Source organism: Methylacidimicrobium tartarophylax (assembly GCF_902143375.2).
Taxonomy (GTDB): domain Bacteria; phylum Verrucomicrobiota; class Verrucomicrobiia; order Methylacidiphilales; family Methylacidiphilaceae; genus Methylacidimicrobium; species Methylacidimicrobium tartarophylax.
In genome coordinates this window covers 13,437-30,849 of record NZ_CABFVA020000065.1, presented here as the reverse complement: position 1 = coordinate 30,849, position 17,413 = coordinate 13,437, and the positions used below count along the sequence as shown (strand labels likewise).

The 17,413-nt window shown below is 60.2% G+C and carries 15 protein-coding genes, 1 tRNA gene and 1 pseudogene; 6 read left to right on the top strand and 11 right to left on the bottom strand.

What is annotated here, in order from left to right:
• The first annotated feature begins 133 nt into the window (after nt 1–133).
• Nucleotides 134–1,600, top strand: coding sequence for an outer membrane beta-barrel protein (locus tag MAMT_RS05350; RefSeq protein ID WP_142659960.1), 1,467 nt, complete (start codon nt 134–136; stop codon nt 1,598–1,600).
• 54 nt (nt 1,601–1,654) lie between these two features.
• Here the strand turns inward: MAMT_RS05350 and MAMT_RS11875 are convergent.
• Nucleotides 1,655–2,140 (bottom strand): annotated as a pseudogene (locus MAMT_RS11875) (S1C family serine protease); the annotation flags it as partial.
• Nucleotides 2,141–2,551: 411 nt separating this feature from the next.
• Between MAMT_RS11875 and MAMT_RS05340 the strand changes: the two are divergent.
• Nucleotides 2,552–3,589 carry a glycosyltransferase family 4 protein gene (locus MAMT_RS05340; RefSeq protein WP_142659959.1) on the top strand — a complete coding sequence of 346 codons (1,038 nt, stop codon included), beginning with the start codon at nt 2,552–2,554 and terminating at the stop codon, nt 3,587–3,589.
• Here the strand turns inward: MAMT_RS05340 and MAMT_RS05335 are convergent.
• The 3 genes from MAMT_RS05335 to MAMT_RS05325 all read right to left on the bottom strand — a co-directional run bounded on the left by MAMT_RS05335 (nt 3,586) and on the right by MAMT_RS05325 (nt 5,137).
• Complete coding sequence (locus tag MAMT_RS05335; protein WP_142659958.1) at nt 3,586–4,446, bottom strand: D-alanyl-D-alanine carboxypeptidase family protein; 861 nt, start codon at nt 4,444–4,446, stop codon at nt 3,586–3,588. The genes MAMT_RS05340 and MAMT_RS05335 overlap by 4 nt on opposite strands.
• A 46-nt stretch (nt 4,447–4,492) precedes the next feature.
• Nucleotides 4,493–4,577, bottom strand: a tRNA-Leu gene (locus MAMT_RS05330).
• Nucleotides 4,578–4,723: 146 nt separating this feature from the next.
• Nucleotides 4,724–5,137 carry a hypothetical protein gene (locus MAMT_RS05325; RefSeq protein ID WP_246186541.1) on the bottom strand — a complete coding sequence of 138 codons (414 nt, stop codon included), beginning with the start codon at nt 5,135–5,137 and terminating at the stop codon, nt 4,724–4,726.
• 126 nt (nt 5,138–5,263) lie between these two features.
• On the opposite strand from MAMT_RS05325, the gene MAMT_RS05320 reads away from it, so the two are divergent.
• A complete protein-coding gene (locus tag MAMT_RS05320) occupies nt 5,264–6,043 on the top strand; it encodes a hypothetical protein (RefSeq protein ID WP_142659957.1) in 780 nt (259 codons plus the stop codon).
• Nucleotides 6,044–6,059: 16 nt separating this feature from the next.
• Nucleotides 6,060–6,812 (top strand): hypothetical protein, encoded by a 753-nt coding sequence (locus MAMT_RS05315; RefSeq protein ID WP_142659956.1) that lies wholly within the window; start codon nt 6,060–6,062, stop codon nt 6,810–6,812.
• A gap of 18 nt (nt 6,813–6,830) precedes the next feature.
• Here MAMT_RS05315 and MAMT_RS05310 read toward each other — a convergent pair whose 3' ends face one another.
• The 7 genes from MAMT_RS05310 to trpC form a co-directional block, all read right to left on the bottom strand.
• Nucleotides 6,831–7,967, bottom strand: coding sequence for a 5-(carboxyamino)imidazole ribonucleotide synthase (locus MAMT_RS05310; RefSeq protein WP_281289101.1), 1,137 nt, complete (start codon nt 7,965–7,967; stop codon nt 6,831–6,833).
• Nucleotides 7,968–7,972: 5 nt separating this feature from the next.
• Nucleotides 7,973–8,458 (bottom strand): 5-(carboxyamino)imidazole ribonucleotide mutase, encoded by a 486-nt coding sequence (gene purE / locus MAMT_RS05305; protein WP_142660051.1) that lies wholly within the window; start codon nt 8,456–8,458, stop codon nt 7,973–7,975.
• A 120-nt stretch (nt 8,459–8,578) separates the two neighbouring features.
• Nucleotides 8,579–9,325, bottom strand: coding sequence for a flavoprotein (locus MAMT_RS05300; protein ID WP_142659954.1), 747 nt, complete (start codon nt 9,323–9,325; stop codon nt 8,579–8,581).
• Nucleotides 9,315–9,944 (bottom strand): guanylate kinase, encoded by a 630-nt coding sequence (gene gmk, locus MAMT_RS05295; RefSeq protein WP_142659953.1) that lies wholly within the window; start codon nt 9,942–9,944, stop codon nt 9,315–9,317. Before gmk ends, MAMT_RS05300 begins: the two co-directional genes overlap by 11 nt.
• 56 nt (nt 9,945–10,000) lie before the next feature.
• A complete protein-coding gene (gene trpB / locus MAMT_RS05290) occupies nt 10,001–11,251 on the bottom strand; it encodes a tryptophan synthase subunit beta (protein WP_142659952.1) in 1,251 nt (416 codons plus the stop codon).
• The gene (locus MAMT_RS05285) at nt 11,236–11,850 is read right to left on the bottom strand and encodes a phosphoribosylanthranilate isomerase (RefSeq protein ID WP_142659951.1); all 615 of its coding nucleotides are present in this window, start codon (nt 11,848–11,850) and stop codon (nt 11,236–11,238) included. The genes trpB and MAMT_RS05285 overlap by 16 nt, the downstream gene beginning before the upstream one ends.
• 16 nt (nt 11,851–11,866) lie before the next feature.
• Nucleotides 11,867–12,715 carry an indole-3-glycerol phosphate synthase TrpC gene (trpC, locus tag MAMT_RS05280; RefSeq protein WP_246186539.1) on the bottom strand — a complete coding sequence of 283 codons (849 nt, stop codon included), beginning with the start codon at nt 12,713–12,715 and terminating at the stop codon, nt 11,867–11,869.
• Between the two features lie 189 nt (nt 12,716–12,904).
• On the opposite strand from trpC, the gene MAMT_RS05275 reads away from it, so the two are divergent.
• Complete coding sequence (locus MAMT_RS05275; RefSeq protein ID WP_142659950.1) at nt 12,905–14,902, top strand: tetratricopeptide repeat protein; 1,998 nt, start codon at nt 12,905–12,907, stop codon at nt 14,900–14,902.
• 89 nt (nt 14,903–14,991) lie between these two features.
• Nucleotides 14,992–17,382: a cytochrome c family protein gene (locus tag MAMT_RS05270; protein ID WP_246186538.1), complete on the top strand. Its 2,391-nt coding sequence runs from the start codon at nt 14,992–14,994 to the stop codon at nt 17,380–17,382.
• Nucleotides 17,383–17,413 lie beyond the last annotated feature (31 nt).

Sequence of the window (17,413 nt, the reverse complement as noted above, 5' to 3'; positions counted from 1 at the left end):
CTTTTTTCCGGCCGAAACAAGGAAAGGATGGAGAAGGTTTTTCTTCCTGGTTGCTATCGCTCGGAAAGAACGGCCTTGCAATTGCCGCGAGGGCCAGGGCGGTGGGCGGAGTTTCTCTCCTAGGGACAAAGAGGTGGACAAGCAACCCCATTCTCTTGCAGTCATCCTCCGGAAGCTCCCTCATGGCGTCACGACCAGACGATTCCGCCTTCCTCTTCTCCCGCTCAGCACCCGCCTGCTCGCAACCTTGGCTCTGCTGGAGCTGTTCCCTTCCTTCCCGGTGGAGGCGGATTCCTCCGACCCGCTCGTCTCCGCTTCTGCCAGCGCATCCCCGGCGGCTGAGTTGGAAAAAGCCCTGGAGGAAGGGGGGATCGCCGTGCAGTCCACACCTCCCGGTCTCCGGTTGAGCGGCTACCTGGACAGCTCCTACCTCGATAATTTTCTTCCCCCCAACGCCCGAATCCCCACACGCATGGCCGACGACGGGATCGCCGGAGGAGGATTCAACCTCAACGCCGTCCGCTTGCTTTTGGAAAAACCGCTCGATGACCAGAATCGCTGGGAAACCGGCTTTCGGGCGGATGTTTTCGTCGGAGAGGATGCTGCCTCCATGGGGGGACCCGACAACCTGGCCGGACTGGGAGTCCCAACCGAGGCCGGTTACGCGCGGAACAGTTCAAGCTTCCTGCTGGCCGAAGCCTATGTCACCTTTCGGATCCCCGTCGGCAACGCCATCGACGTAAAGGTAGGCAAGTTCGTTCCTCCGTTGGGATTCGAGGTGATGGAGCGCCCGGCCAACCTCAACTTCACCTATGGAAACCTGTACACCAACATGATCCCGGAGATGGTCACGGGCATGGAGGCGGTCTATCGACCGCTCGATTGGGTGGAAACCACCCTCGGGATTCTCGACGGCTCCTTCAACGCGGCCCGGGCGGGCTTCCCCTTTTTCGGACAGAGCAACAATACCCTCGGGAATGCGGCCGCCTATCTCTTCCTCGCCTCTGCGGGAATCGACGCACCGGCGCGAAACGCGCGCCTGGTGGCCAGCGCCCTCTACGGACCCGACGGGGTAAACCCTCCCGGCTTTGGGCTCTCCCCGTCCACTCCCGGCACCGGAGTCTTTGTCGAGAGCCCGCTCAACCGGGCTGCCCCCTTTTTTCTAGGAGATGTTTGGGGCGAGTGGATTCCCAAGGCCGCACGGGACCGGCTGCTGCTTGCCTGGGAGACGACGGGCGGATTCTACGAAGGCGTCGGCACCCTCGGCAGCGGAGCGTTGCAATCGTCGAGCTGGCTCGGGGCAAGCCTCTGGGCGAAATATCAGGCGAACAGCCTCACGAGCCTTGCGCTGCGCACCGACTGGATTCACGGAAGCGCCAACGAGATCCTTTCCGACCACGTAGGGCCCGAGGACATCTGGAGTGTCACGGGGACCGTCAGCTTCGACATTTGGGAGAATCTGATGCTGCGAACCGAGTTTCGCATGGACTGGGGTGCCGCCGTCTATGGGACTCCCTTTTCCCCGTTGGGAACCCTTCTTTTCCCGATCTCGAGCGGCCCGGCGTTCCTCTGGGCGGTGGAAACCGTCTACTCCTTTTGAAGGACCGGCCCGATGGTCGCCTCCGGTCAATTGGCGATCGAGCCACCGCGCTACGGTCCGACCCGGGATCACGAGACCAACCCCCTCCACCGAAAGCCCGGCCACCTTCGCGAAGCAGAGTCCAACCAGCTTTCCGTCTAGATCCAGCACGGGAGCCCCGCTGTCCCCTTGATTTACTGCGGCATCTACTTGCAGGAGAGAGAGGTCTTCCCCTTCTTTCATGTCCACCCTCCTCGGACACGAACTCAGGATGCCTCGCGACACCGTGTTCCGATAGCCCATCCCGGACCCTAGCACGAGCACGGTCGTTCCTAGCTGCCCTTCGGACAGATTCCTATAGCGAAAGACGCCCGGTAGCGCCCCGCACTCCACGCGAAGCAGCGCGAGATCCGCACCTGGATCCGAATAGACCCAGTGCGCAAGCCGCACCCTCCCGTCAAAGAAAGTAACGAGCAGATCCCTTCGGGCGAATCTCTTGCCAAGCACATGCGCGCAGGTGATCACGTCACCCTGCTTCGAAACCACCAGGCCGGTTCCCATACCTTCGATTTTCCGCTTTGGTCCAAAAAACCCGCTGCTCCTTTTTTCGACGGATATGGAGACCACGGCGGGTAGCACGCTACGAATCACCTCGACCGTCGCCCGGTCGCACGCGGCTAGGGCTGCGGCGGGTTCCAGCCGACCGAACGCGGCGAGGGCACCCAACAAAACGGGAAGGAAGGAGAATGCTGGATCTCTCCTCCGTCGAGCTTCTCGCCGAGGGCCACGTAAGATGGCAACCATAAAGTCACTCTGATGGATGCCAAAGGAGATGACAATGCAGCACTCCATCGGAGAGATCCCGACTCACCCGTGTTGGTCCCAAGCTGTCTCCCACCGGCAAGGCCTCTCTTGAGCGAAAATCACGCTACAGCTTGACAACGCTCGGACACATTTCCAACCTGACAACCCGTGCGAATTGCCCAAATTGCTCCGCCGGTAGAGCGGGTTCCTCCCGAAGGCTACGGCGGGACGGAACGGGTGGTCTCCTTTTTGACAGAGGCGTTAATCGACCTCGGCCATGAAGTGACTCTTTTCGCGAGCGGGGATTCGGTCACCCGCGCACCGCTTCGATCCATCTGCCCCCAAAGTCTTCGCAAGATTCCCGGTTGCCGAGATTACCTCCCCTACTTTCTCCTTGAGGTCGATGCCGCTCTCCAGTCTGAAGCCGAGTTCGACCTTCTCCATTTTCACACCGAGTTTTTTCACTTCCCCTTTTTCCGCAGACGGGCCAACCGCTCGGTCACAACCCTCCACCTCCGGCTCGATACGCCGGATCTCATGCGCCTTTTCCAAGGCTTCCCGGAAATGCCGGTGGTGGCCATTTCGGAAGCGCAGCGTAAGTGTATTCCTCATGCGAATTGGGCCGGAACCGTTCCTCACGGCCTGCCCGAGAATCTCTATTCTCTGGGCAGCGGAAGCGGAGGATACCTCGTTTTCCTGGGCCGCATTTCTGTCGAGAAGCGTCCTGACTTGGCAATCGAGATCGCCCGGCGAGCAGGGCTGGATCTTCTCATCGCTGCCAAGATCGACCCCCGTCATGACGCCGAGTATATCGATGCGATTCGTCCGCTCCTTTCTCTCCCGCATGTCCATTACCTCGGGGAAGCGACCGAAGGCCAAAAGCAGTCCTTACTGGGAAACGCCGTAGCGATGCTCTTCCCGATTCAATGGCCGGAACCTTTCGGACTCTCCGCAATCGAGGCGCTGGCCTGCGGGACTCCTGTGATTGCTTTTCCCTACGGGGCAATTCCGGAAATTCTCGAATCCGGAACAACCGGCTTTATCGTTCCAAACGTGGAGGAAGCCGCCAAAGCCGTGCCGCTCGCGGCGCAGCTCTCCCGGAAACAGATTCGCCTCGCCTTCAAAAACCGGTTTACCGCGCAACGAATGGCCCGGGACTATTTAGCCATCTACGACAACCTTGTAGGACAAGGCGTGGTCGGTTAAAGTCCGCCGACTCGGCTCCCTTTTTCGCCGAAGGCGAAGTCGAAAAGAGCCACCGCATCGGCCCATTTGTTGGGGCTATCGAAAAGGATCAGGGCTACCTTGCGTTCTCCTCGCTGGCATAGGGCGGCATAAGTATGCCGGGCCTCCGGCGTCCATCCGGTCTTGGCAGGACCCATTCCCGGGTAGGGACCCAGGAGCCGATTCGTATTCATCAAATACTGCACGGGCTTTCCTTCGGCGGAGCGGAGGGAATAACTCTCGCTGGCGCAGATCCTGCGTAAGGGGGCCACAGCAAGCACGGCCTCGAAAATGCGCAAGAGGTCGCTGGCGCAACTCACATGCCCAGGCTCCGTCTCCCCGTTCGGATTGACGAAATGAGTCTTCGCGCAACCCAGCCCTTTTGCCCGGGCGTTCATCTCGGCAACGAACGCGCTCACCGATCCGGAAGCATGCCGGGCAAGCGCAAGCGCAGCCTCATTGCTCGAGCTGATGAGCAGGGCTCGGACGAGATCCGCCACCAGGAATCGATCTCCCGGCAGCAGGCGAACGGTCTGCACCTCGCCGGCGCTCGAGAGATCCTCGCGGGATACGACAATCTCTCCCGCAAGCCCGGTCTTTTCATAGACGAGGAGGGCCGTCATCAGCTTGGTCGTGCTCGCCGGCGGATGGGGTGCATAAATTTGGCGCCGAAATAGGGCTCTCTGGGAGCTCTCATCCCAAAGAAGCGCCGAACCGGCTTGTACTTGCGAATCGAGCGTGTTTTCCGCTTGCATCGCTGCCGCCTGTCCAAGGAAGAGGCTGCTGACCAGGAGAATGAGCCAACCCTCCGCTAAACTCTCTTTTTTCACGAATCGCATCGGTTGCCAACCATCCCTCCCGGACTTTCCAGAGATCGCAAGCGACTGCCCACGGTGGGATTCGAACCCACACGGGAGTTTCCCCCCACGGGATTTTAAGTCCCGTGTGTCTGCCGTTCCACCACGTGGGCCTTTGCAAACAGTTCCTTAAATCATTTTATCCGCCGCAGGGAACTCTGGGCGAGCCAATTGCGGCAAAAGATCGCCGACCCCCACGAAAAGCCGCAGCAACGGAGAAGGGACTCGTCCTCGGGAGTGCTGGGGGAAAGGCAAATGGTCACGGTACCCCGGGACCGACGATAACCCACCAGTAGCGAAATTCGCTGAAACGGGGGGTACCTAATTGACGACCCACCCACGCGGGCACATAGGGCTCCTCCTCGTGCCCCACCAAGAGGATGCCGTCGCCCCCGTTCTTCGCCGCGATCCGCGCGGCATGCTTCCGCCACCGGTTCGTCTCCAGAACGCCGATCCGCCGAAAGGGTTGGCTTGGAGCGGAACTCCAGACTGCGACCTTCTTCTTCGTTCCATCCACGGTGACGGTAATATAGTCATCGGGCGAGAGTTGTCCGGCTTTCCGACTGGGAGAAGAGAGGACCTTCTTTAGCGGATAATAATTTGTTTTTGCCCAAGCGGATGAGCTGATTGCGCCCGCGAGGAGAATGGCAAAAAAGAGTCTGAACCCACGCAATCTGCTTGATCCTTGCATGGGGATTTCCGCATAGGGCATTCTCAGGTGGACGTCAACTCTGTTTTTCTTCGCTGATTCTGCGAAAAGACAGAGATCGATTCTTTCGTTCGACAGGAGGCCGATCCCGTGGGCTGGACCATCGATTTGCTCTCCTTCTCCAGTCGAGCTCTGGCCGAGCTGGCAGGAAAAGAGCCGGCGGCGATGGCCGGTACTCTGGGGCTTGCTCTCGGTTGTGCCGCACTTTCCTGGATACTGCTCAGTCATTCGGCTCTCCTCTGGAATCGGGGCTTTGCGCCCAGGGCCGGCCGCCACCCGCTTTGCGCTCTCACCGCCCTCGCGACCCTCTTCGCCGTACCGTTGTTCGTGGGAGCGGCCCACACCCGTCCCCTCGTCCATCGTGCGATCGCGAACTGGGCCCGGAAGGCCTTGGAAGGCTCCTCGTGGCAAGAGGCTGCATTCGATCGGGCCAGGGAAAGGATTCGCCTCAGGCGGCTGGAGCCTCTTCTGCCCTCATCGGAAGCGCACTTTTTACCGCTGACGACGGCAGCGGCTCGGGAGGCCGCGGCGACTTCCTATGCCGCCGCCGCGCTCGCAAGCTTCTCCACCAGCTGTCCGCAGGTGGCTGCTCTCCTCGGTATTTGCCCCGCGGAGCCGGCACATGCTCTCTCGGCGGACATGAAGGCCTTCTTTGACTCCTCGACGGGATTCTACCCGGCGGAGCGAATCGAAACGGTCCTTGCCGACTCCTTGCGCCAAGCAGCCGACCAGCGCTGGGAAGATACCGTGAGACGGATGCAAATCTTCCTCCTGCTTCTTCTCCTGCTCCTCCATCTGACCGTGTTCGGGATCCTCGGATGGGCGGGCTATCGCGAAATTCGCACGGGCTGGGACGAGACGAACCGATAAGAGGAAGGAGCTCTCCATGCCTACCGTGCTCTCGCTGGGAAAGAAGATCATCGTCTTCTTCTGCTTCGCAAGCTGCCTTTTCTCAGTCCAGGCGCGTCCTCTTTCGGTCCGGCTTCTTTCCGACAGCGCCTATGCTCAGCTCGTTCCCGGGAAACCAGCCCCACTTTCCCCTCCTGCCGCCCCGTTCCTCCCGCGTGTGCTCTACCGAGAAGAGGTCGTTCTGCAGAATGGCGACCAGGTCACCAAACTTCGCTTTTACTCCGACGAGGATCCGGAGAATCCACCCCTCTGGTTTCACGTCTGGGAGAAGGAAAGGAGGGTCCAGGCTGTTCGGGAGGAGGCGTCCGAGGAGCTTGCTCGCCTGGGGGAAAAGAGTGGGCACCCGGTGCGCCATGCCTGGGCCGTTCCCATGGTTTTTGAACCGCGGGAAATCAAGCGCATCCGGATCCAGGCCGAGTATCCGGTTCTTTCCGTCTCCGGCCGAAGGAAGACCGATCGTTTCGAAATCTATTTTTCCCGCTGGGGCTGGCAACCGTCGGACCCGGAGCTTCTTTTTCGCTTCGACCTCGGGCCGATGATCTCCGCGATTCCCTGCCTTGGCCGCCCGCCGACTCCTGCACTGCTTCCCTGGCTCCTTTCCTCTTGGTTTACCATTGAGCCTGCGGGATACCGCTCCAGCGGCTTTACGGTCTGGTGGCCTTTCCGGCAGACAGGAGAGCCGGAGCGTTGCGAGAGGATCCGCGTCGACTGGTACGCTTGGTACCGATAGAGGCCGGACAATACAATTTTACATATCCTGGTCGAGCCGGAGAATCGCTTGAGCCCGTGCGTCAATCTCCCGGGCTTCCGCCATCGAAGAGGCGATCACGGAGTAGTGACCCATTTTCCGCTTCGCCAGCGGACGCTTTTTTCCGTAGAGGTGGAGACGCAAGCCCGGCAAGGAGAGAAGAGACGCCCAATCCGGCTCGCCACGCACCCACGACTCCCCCAGGATGTTGCGGAGAAGGAGAGGACCCCGTGAGGAGACATCGCCCAGGGGCAGTCCGGCAATGGCGCGCAGTTGCTGTTCGAACTGGCTCGTGATGCAGGCGTCCAGAGTAAAGTGGCCGGAGTTGTGTGGCCGCGGGGCGAGTTCGTTCACCAGCAGTCGCTCCCCGACGGCAAGGAAAAACTCCACGGCAAGAACGCCGACCAGTCCCAGCGCCGAAGCAATCTTCCCCGCGATCTCCCCTGCGGCCCTTTCCAACTTCCCGTCCAAACCGGAGGGAACCAGCGAGTAATCAAAAATGCCCTTGCGATGAAAGTTCCTGGGGATCGGGAAGACCGTAACGGCTCCGGTGGCGGACCGCCCCACGATTGCGGAAAGCTCCGCCTCCAGCGATACCTTCTCCTCCAAAATGGCCGGCACCTCTCCCAGTTGCCGCCAGGCGATTTCCAAGTCGGATGGGGCAGCGACTTCCGCCTGACCCTTCCCATCGTAGCCAAGCTGCGCGGTCTTCAACAAAGCGGGAGTCCCCACGATCTGGAGGGCTTTCTTGAGATCGCCTGCGCGCTCAATGGGATAAAAGGCGGCGACCGGACAGTGCTGCTGAACTAAAAAAGCCTTCTCACGAATGCGATCCTGGCAGATTCGAAGAATTTCAGGAGAAGGGGAAACGGAGATCTTCGAATCGAGAAAGGCCAAGCTCTCCGCCGGGATGTTCTCGAATTCGTAGGTGATGACGTCGGCAGCGTCCGCAAATTCCGCCAACGCCTTTGGATCGGAAAAGTCGGCGCACCAATGGCGGTCCGCCAGCGCGGCCGCCGGGCTCTCCCGATCGGGATCGAAAACAACGACCCGGTAGCCCATCCTTCTCGCTTCTCCCGCGAGCATGCGTCCAAGCTGGCCTCCTCCGATAATTCCGACGGACGCGCCGGGAAGCATTGGACTCATATCGTCTGATCAAGAACCCGCTGCGTCTGCGTACTGCGAAACTCGCGCAAGAGCTCGGCGAGTTCCGGATTCTCTAAGCTAAGGATCGAAACTGCGAGTAAGGCGGCATTTCGCGCGCCGGCCTCGCCAATTGCCAGGCAACCCACCGGAACGCCATAGGGCATCTGCACAATGGACAAGAGAGAATCCACGCCTCGCAAGGTCCGTGTTTCGACCGGGACTCCGAGCACCGGAAGCGGCGTGTAGGCGGCAAGCATTCCCGGCAGATGCGCGGCTCCGCCGGCGCCTGCGATCAGGACTTTGATCCCGCGCTCGGCTGCCGATAAAGCATAGTGGCGCAGCTTTTCCGGGGTGCGGTGGGCGGAGACGATCGCCTTCTCATGGGGCACGGAAAAGTGCTGCAAGACCTCCGCCGCACCCTGCAGAACCGGCCAATCGGACTGGCTCCCCATCAGGATCGCCACGACCGGAGTCTCCCCCATCCGAGTCCCCTCCTTCACGCTTTCGCTCCTTCGCTTGGGGACAAAGTCCCTCTCCGGCCCGTTGCGCGGAGCTTCACGCGGAACGGCCGTCTCCTCTCTTCCCTCGATCGGAGAGTCTTCCTATTTCTTCTTCGCGGCCGGCCCCTTCTTGCTGTTCTTTTCCGTTTTCCTGACCGCCGGCTTCTTTCCAGGCTTCTTTTTATCCGCCATTTCGTTCATCTCCTTGCTCTTGTCCCCCTCTTGGGGTAAAGAAGACGATCTTTGCCCGAGCGCGGCAAGCTCTTTCCCTTCCCGTTTTGGCGAGTCGGGGGGATGCGCTGCCATAGGGACAAGCTCCTGGATTTTGGCATACAGCTGATCCACAGGCCAGAGTCGTCCGGGACCCTCGGTTCCGCAAGAGAGGAGGCCGCTCTCCGGACCCACAAACCGCACCCCCCGCCTTTCCAGCAGGGCAACATTGTCACGAACCGCAGGATGCCCCCACATCCGGGTATTCATCGCGGGAGCCAGCAGAACCGGCGCTGCGGTCGCAAGGAGGAGAGAGCTCAGTAGATCCTGCGCGAGACCGCACGCATGCCCGCCGATCAGATCTGCGGTGGCAGGAGCAACGACCACGATCCCGGCCCGCTCCGCCAATTCGATATGAATGGCTCGACCCGCTAAGATCCCCGGGCTCTGGTCCGTGTAAGCGCATCGATGCGTAACGGCTTCGAACGAAAGAGGGCGAACGAACTGGAGAGCGCCGCACGTCAATACGACATCGACGAGATATCCTTCTTTGGTCAGTTGGCTCGCCAGGTCGATCGCGCGGAAGACGGCGACCGAGCCGGTCACGCCGAGAAGAACGGTGGGCCGGCTATTCTTCATGGAGAGTCAGTCTCCGGCTCAAATATCGCTCCGCCCGCATGATGGCGCGGAACTTCGTCAGGTCCTCCTCCATGGAGCCCGAGAGAATCGTATATTTGAACTCCTTCCATGCCTTCATCTCTTCCCGGCCGCGTTCCAGTCTTTGCTCGATCTCCCTCTCCTCTTCGGTTCCGCGCTTCCTTAGCCGGCGCTCCAATTCGGCAAAGGTGGGAGGCATGATAAACACGTCGACGAGAGCCGATTTCAGACGGGAGTCCTCCTGGAGTCGAATGTTTTTCGCTCCCTGAACGTCGATGTCCAGCAGGACATCCGTTCCTTCGGAGAGCGCTTCGAGCACCGTCTCTCGCAAGGTCCCGTACCAGCAGCCATGAACCCTCGCATATTCCAGAAACTCCCCTGCAGCGACCTTGGCAGAAAACTGCTGCTCGTCCAGGAAAAGGTAATCTTCCCCGTCCACTTCCCCACGCCGGGGCTGCCGGGTCGTGCAGGAGATCGAAAACACGAAATCCGGCGTCTGCCGCAAGTTTTCGCAAAGGGTGCTCTTCCCAGTCCCCGAAGGGGCGGAAATGACGAAGAGAATCCCTTCCCGACGAAATATGGCCGCTTCCTCTCTCTTCATCGATTGCATCCTCGATTCCACGCACGCGGCGTCCGCGTCCCTTCCAGGACGGGAAGTCAGAGAGGAGCCGCTTCCCTTGAAGGAAGCCCGCTGCCTCCGCCGACACTCCTCTGGGGCTGCATCCGGACCACTTGCTCGACATCTTTGTCGCCGCGGCCGGAAAGATTGACCAGCAGCACCGCCTCGGGAGGAAGCTCCTTCGCCAGCCGGATGGCGTGGGCGATGGCATGGGCACTCTCGAGGGCCGGAATGATGCCTTCCCTACCCGCCAGAAGATAGAAAGCATCCAGAGCTTCCCGATCGCTTACGGCCGTGTATTCGGCCCTTCCGACCTCCCGGAGGTAGGCATGCTCGGGGCCGACGGCGGCATAGTCCAACCCCGCCGAGATCGAGTGGGTCAAAGCAATCTGGCCATCGGCATCCTGTAACAAGTATGTCCGAGTTCCCTGCAGGACTCCCACTCCTCCGGCCGCAAACCGGGCGGCATGGTCTCCCAGTCGGCTGCCTCGTCCGCCGGCCTCGACCCCGACCAGGCGTACTTCCGGATCATCGAGGAATCCATGGAAGATGCCGATCGCATTGCTTCCCCCTCCGACACAAGCCACGACGGCATGGGGCAATGTTCCTGCACTCTCCAGGATTTGTTCTCGTGCCTCCCGACCGATCACCATCTGGAAGTCCCGAACCAGCATCGGATAGGGATGGGGGCCAAGCGCCGAGCCAAGGATGTAATGGGTGGAGCGCACGCTAGCGGCCCAGTCGCGCATCGCGGCGTTGACGGCTTCCTTGAGGGTGCGCTGCCCGCTCCGCACAGCCACAACCTGCGCGCCGAGAATCTCCATGCGGGCGACGTTGAGGGCCTGACGCTCCATGTCCACTTCGCCCATGTAAATCGTGCACGCGAGCCCGAATCGGGCGCAAACGGTCGCCGTGGCTACCCCATGCTGGCCGGCGCCAGTCTCCGCGATGACGCGTTTCTTCTTCATTCGCACGGCAAGGAGGGCTTGGCCCAACGTGTTGTTGATCTTATGAGCCCCGGTATGGAGGAGATCCTCCCGCTTGAGATAGATGCGCGCGCCGCCCAAGGCTTCGGTCAGGCGAGCGGCATAGGTCAGGGGAGTCGGTCTGCCGGCATAGGTCCGGAGCAGCTGCTCCAGCTCTTTTCGGAAATCGGGGTCTTCTTTCGCGACCCGGTAGGTTTCCTCGAGTTCCGTCAGGGCCGCCACGAGCGACTCGGGCGCAAACTTCCCTCCGTAAAGCCCGAAATGGCCGCCGGCATCCGGCAGGCTCGCTAAGTGCCCTTGCATCTTCGTACAAATTCCCATACACGCTTTGGATCCTTTTTGCCAGGAGCAAGCTCTACCCCGCTAGCTACGTCGACTCCGAAAGGATGGGTCTGCTCGATTGCCTCCGAGGCGTTCTCGGGAGTCAATCCTCCGGAGAGGATAAAGGGTTGGCGCAGCCTTTCCACAAAGGGACGCACAAGCGACCAGTCGAGCGTCTTGCCGCTCCCGCCCCAAGACGAGGACGGACTATCCAAGAGCAGCGCCGCCGAAGGAAAAGAGAATTCCTCCCTGTCCGGCCAGGGAGGGCGAATCGCCTTGATGACCCTGCGAGGCCGAAGCGAGGCGCAGAATGCAGCGCTTTCGGTTCCGTGCAGTTGCCAAGCGCTGAAGCCCGCCAGAGATTCGATCCGTTTGACTTCCTCGGCGGTCGGATTGACGAGAACGGCCACCCGCTCCACCAGAGGAGGAAGCGCCTCAAGAATCTCCGCGGCGGAGGAAGGTGACACGTAGCGGGGACTCCCGGGATAGAGAATGAATCCCAGAGCGTCCGCTCCCGCCTCGATCGCCATCCTCGCGTCGCAGAGCGAGGTGATCCCGCAAATCTTGACTCGAACCGACATGCGAAGAAAGCTTGGGCTACCCGCCCAGCGGCCGCCATCCCCCCTTCGTCCCGCCTTCTCTGTAGAACTCGGCCACCTTTTCCTTCGGATTGGGCGACTGCATCAAAGCTTGGCCGACAAGAATCGCGTCGACGCCCACGGACCGGAGATCAGCCGCTTGCCTCCCGGAGACGATCCCGCTTTCGCTCACGACCACACACCCTTCCGGGATCGAGCCGATCAGCTGCTCGGTGGTCGCCAGATCAATCGAAAAGGTGCGAAGATCGCGATTGTTGATCCCGATCAGCTTCGCGTCGATCGCCAAGGCTCGCTCGAGTTCGGCTCGGTTATGCACTTCGACCAGAGGCGCCAGATCGAGGTCGATCGCGAGGGAATGCAACTCGTAAAGCCTCTCCTTCGCCAAAGCCGCCACGATCAACAGCACGGCATCCGCACCCAAAATGACGCTCTGGTACAGCTGCGCTTCCGAGAGGATGAAGTCCTTGCGCAGGATCGGGAGATCGACCGCTTCCCGAATTTGGCGTAGATCTTCGCCCGATCCGGAAAAAAAAGGTCCGTCGGTGAGCACGCTGATCCCGTCCGCCCCAGCATCGACATAGAGGAGCGCCTGTTTTACGGGATCGCAGCCGGGCGCGATGGCCCCCGCCGAAGGGGAAGCCCGCTTGACCTCCGCGATGAGGGCAATCCGTTCCCGCTTTTTTAGCGCGACGACCAAGGAGCGTGAGCGACGGCCCAGGCCGCGCGCTTCCTGCCGCAACCGAACAAGCTCGCCGTCGAGTTCCCGGACCTCGGCTCTTTTTCGATGGAGAATCTGCTCCAATCGATCCTGCATGTTTTTCGTCCGTCCGGCTCCCAGATCTGCCATCCTGCTCACTACCCTCTACTTCCGCTTGCGCAGTATGCCCACTGGCTCCATGCCGGGCAAGACGTTCGTGAGAGAGAAAGGGCTGCCGAGAGCGCGACGCTAGGCCGCTCCACATTAGTCACCTGCAAACAAGCTCTTAAGAAAGCTTATTGACTTTTTACGCGTCCCAAAGACAATATCCGGTCCCAAATGCGCCTCTCTCTTCGAGGTAGCCTCGCTTGCCTGCTCTTGGCGATCGCTCAACCCGCCCAACCCGCCCATGCGGCGTATCCGCCACAGGACCAGTTCCTGCAGGCCTATCTAAGCCTGCAAGAGGCCGAACAGATGGAAAAAAAGGGGGAGGGAGCGGCCGCCCATCAAAAGTACTTGGATGTGGAGAGAAAGCTCGAACTCCTCAAGAGAAACCATCCGGATTGGGAGCCATCGATCGTCGCGTTCCGCCTCCGTTATGTCCGCGGCAAGATCGCCCTGTCCGAGGATGCCCGGAAGAAGGGCTCATCCTCACCCGAAGCTCCACAGCCGGACAAGAACGAGTTGGCTTCCTCGCCATCGGCCGGGGAGGGAACCAAGGACAATCCGCGGAGCCATTCGGTTCCTGCGACTCGCGGCGACGCCGAATCGACCGAAAGCAACGGCAACCGCCAACTTTTTCTCTTGCGTAGCCGCATCTCCCAGCTCGAAAGCGAGTTGACCTCCACGAAATCCCAACTGCAGGCAGCCGTCTCGGAGGCGGGCTCGCTCCGCGAGCGGCTCCAGAGTGTCCGCAAGGAGTTGGCAATCGCGCAGTCGTCCAATGTCGAAGAGAGGATCGCGACTGTGCTCCAGGAAAACAATGCGCTCAAGGCGCAGCTTGCGCAGACCGAAGGGAAGATCCGCGCTCTTCAGACCGGAAATAACGAAGCGGCCGTGGTGGGCATCCGGGATCAGCTCAAAGGAGTCCAGGAGCAACTGGCCGTCCTCGAGCGGGAAAATCAAATTTTCCGATCGACGGCGAGCTCCTTGCAGTCCCAGTTGGAAACGGCGCAGCAACGCTTGGCCGAGTCGGCACGTCACTTCTTCGCCTCCTCGGGGAACGAGCAACTCAAAAAGGAAAACGAGATCCTGCGAGGAATCGTCAACCGGCAGCTCCAGGAGCAGGCCCGCCGCGAGATGGCCAAGAAGCTTGTCACCGAAGAGCTTCAATCCCTCAAGGTCGATTCCCAGTTCGTGCAGAGGCAGCTCGAAATCCTCTCCTCGCCCCTCGTATCGCTTTCTCCCGAAGAGCTTGCTCTTTTGAAGGGCCCGGCCGTCGCTCCGCAGGACGGTGGGGACAAACAGGCTTTCGTGGCTGCCTTGAAGCAAAAAGCCCAACAGATGGGCTTATTCTCGCAAAGCTCCGCTCCGGACCGGACAAGCGCTTCCGAGTCTGGTCCTGCCAACCCGGCGAAGGCGGATCCCACCCCTTCGGCTCCGGAGACGACGGCGGCCTCCAGCGACACAGTCGCTTCGGAGAATCATCCCGCTGTGCAGTTCGCCTCGCAGATGCCCGCATCCTCCGGCGAGACCAGCTCGGAGCCCGCTTCGGCCCCCCAACAGAACGCCCCTCCTCCCGCCTCCGACAGTGGCGCCCAGGGCAACAACGCCGCCTCCCTCTCGCCCGAGATCCGCCGACTCGCGGAACAAGCGGCCGGCTACTTCAATGAACAGCGGCATGACGAGGCGGCCAAGGTCTACGATCAAATTCTTCAAAAGGATCCGGGGAACGTCTTTGCATGGGCGAACCTAGGAGTGGTTCGCTTCCAGCAGAGCCGCTATGACGAGGCGGAGAAAGCTCTGCAACAGGCCATCAAGCTGAATCCCAATGATGCTTTCTCCCACTCCGTTCTCGGGATCGTCTACTACCAGCAGGGTCGCTACGATAATTCCATCTCGATGCTCACCCGCTCCATCGTGCTCGATCCGAACGATCCTCGCACCCGCAACTATCTTGGAATCGCCTGTTCGAAAAAGGGATGGCAGGAGGCTGCGGAAAAGGAACTCCGCCGTGCGCTCGAGCTCAATCCCAACTACGCCGATGCCCATTTCAATCTCGCCGTCATTTACGCCACGCAAAAGCCTCCGGCCAAGGAGCTGGCCAAGCGCCACTACCAGGACGCTCTCAACCTGGGACTCCCCAAGGACGTCGGCCTCGAGAAGTTCTTGGAATAGCGCTTGACATAACAATGCAATTCCTGCTTAAAGCAGGAATTGCGTCCCCGTGTTAGGGGCCGTTCGCTATGACCTCACCGAACGGACGAATGCTTCTCTGCGTAGCGCTGGCTCTGCTTGCCTCCGGCCTCCCTCTTCCGGCGAGAGCCGAGATCGCGAGCTACGACCCCAATCCGCCTTTCCGTCTCGATCGGCTAGAGCCCGTCGCGATCAAGGACGAGGTCACGCACCTCACTCTCAAGGCATATCAGCCGAAAAATCCCTACAATATCCTCATCAACTACGAACTCGGGATGCACTGCGTGGGATTCGACATCTCCTACTGCTGTGTCATTCCGCCCTACAATTCCTTCCAGGCGCAGGCCGTCCAGTCCGGCAGGAATGGCAACCGGCCGAGGCTCTTGTCTCCGGCGGATCAGGTCAAGCTCTACTATTTCTTGCGGGATAACACCTATTCCGAAGGGAATAAGATGAAGTACTGGTCGGTCCTCAAGGACGTGAACGGCAACGGAACCATGTCCGACCCCGGGGACAACATGGCGAACTACGTCTGGGAGCATGTTTTCATCTACAAGGATCTCGAAGGCACGATTCCCAAGGACTGGTCGATCGAGAAGAGGATCCACATCGGCAAAGACCTCGAGATCCCCGTGGATGCCGGCCCCTCGGGGAAGCCGCTCGCGGGAGGATATCTCGATTATGCCGGAGACCAAGGCGGAGACATCGTCTTCACCGATTCGCTGATCCCGGACGTAAAGAATGTCCGGTTGACGTTAACGGCGGCGAATGTGTGGGACGCGTTGGGCCTTCCCTTGACCGCATTCTATGATTCCCGGAGGAAGGGAACGATCCGGACGGTAACCAACAAGGACTTCCAGCCCTACCAGTACTCGACCGTGCAGTTGCACGACAAAGAAGGTAAGCCGATCCTCGCAAACGGGAAGCCCGTCCAGTTCATCGGCACGAATCCTGTCGATATTCCGAACTGCGTGATCTGCCATTCCGCGAACGGCAAGGGGGCCAAGCTCGCCAAGGAAGCCGGCATGACCCTCTTCGAGAAGGAATACGACTACTGGAAAAAGAACTATCCGGATGAATCCGACTACATGGCGAGGCTCTCGTCCTCTTCCATCAACCTTCTCGAGATCCACGACAAGATGTTCCAGACGCAATTTCTCAAAGAATACAACCCGAACGCCTCGTCCAACCGACTAGGCAGCGTCGGGTCGGTCAACTGTGCCGACTGCCACGGCGACAATGTCTCCGGCAATCTGCAAGAACCGAGGCCGGGAGCAACGGGCTATCCCACCACGAAGGCAAAGCCGCTTGCGTCGTCGATCCACGCGGCACACGCGAGCTTTCTGGCCGACATGAACGACAAGGCGGGCAGAACGGTCTCCTGCCAGGCATGCCATCCCACTCACTGGCAGAATCCCAAGATGAACGATTTCGAGACCAACCCGTTTCAAATCACCGACTCCTACGGAAACAACAAATTTGCGGACTCCGATCAACGAATCGCCGGAGGCGGTTGCTATCTCAGAAGAGATGCCCATACCAACCCGGATGTTCAGCCTCCCTTTTTCCTCAATTCTCTGGGCAACTGGTACCTGGAAAATGTCAGCAAGCGGGATGAAAACGGCAAGCCCATCCCGCAGATGAGGGGCCTGACCTGCACCAACTGCCACAATCAGCTTTCGAACGAACTCTACAAGTGGGATGATCTCGACGACGTGGTCTCTCAAAAGGGCAAGACCTTGAGAGACAAGGGCGTGGAGGAGATCCGGAAAGCGGTCGCCGGCGGGGAGATCCAGCGTTTTCTGGAAATGGCCGACCCGAGGATCCAGAACGGGAACAACCCGGTCTACACCTATTACGCCGATCACAAGGGCGCGACGCTCGTCCACGCATCGAAGGATAAGGAAGGCAACCTGAAATTATTGCCGTGGAATGCGAGCGAAGGGAGCCCGGTTTCCTACGACAGCGCTTCCGGGGGAAGCGATTGGTGGCTTTCCGCTTCCGAGCCCAAATGTGCGACCTGCCACGCCGCGCCATTCGTGGAAAGCAAAGGTGGCAAATACTTTCCTATCGACCAGCCCAACAAATACGCGCTCTACCGCTACTCGAAAGCCCATGGCGCGCTCTCCTGCCAGTCCTGCCATGAATCGATTCACGGTCTCTATCCGGTCCGCTACGAAGGAGAAGCCAAAACGGTCGATTTGACCACCCATCAGGCCGCCTTGCAGTATTCTCCGGACGGCCGCTATGCGGGGCCCGTCAGCTGCGTCGCCTGTCATACGGTCAACCAGAAGGGGGTTCCCACCTTGTTAGCCGGGACGGACTATGCCAATGACTACTGGGCCTCGGTCGTTCTCCTGCATTACATGCGGGAAGGAGACGAGAAATTGCCGGTGAAAGAGCTTCTTCGGAAGTATCCCTATCCGGCATCGCGCAAGGTCGTTCTCCAAAGTTGGCAGTAACGGTGATCGCCTGATCTCGTCCTGGCCCTGC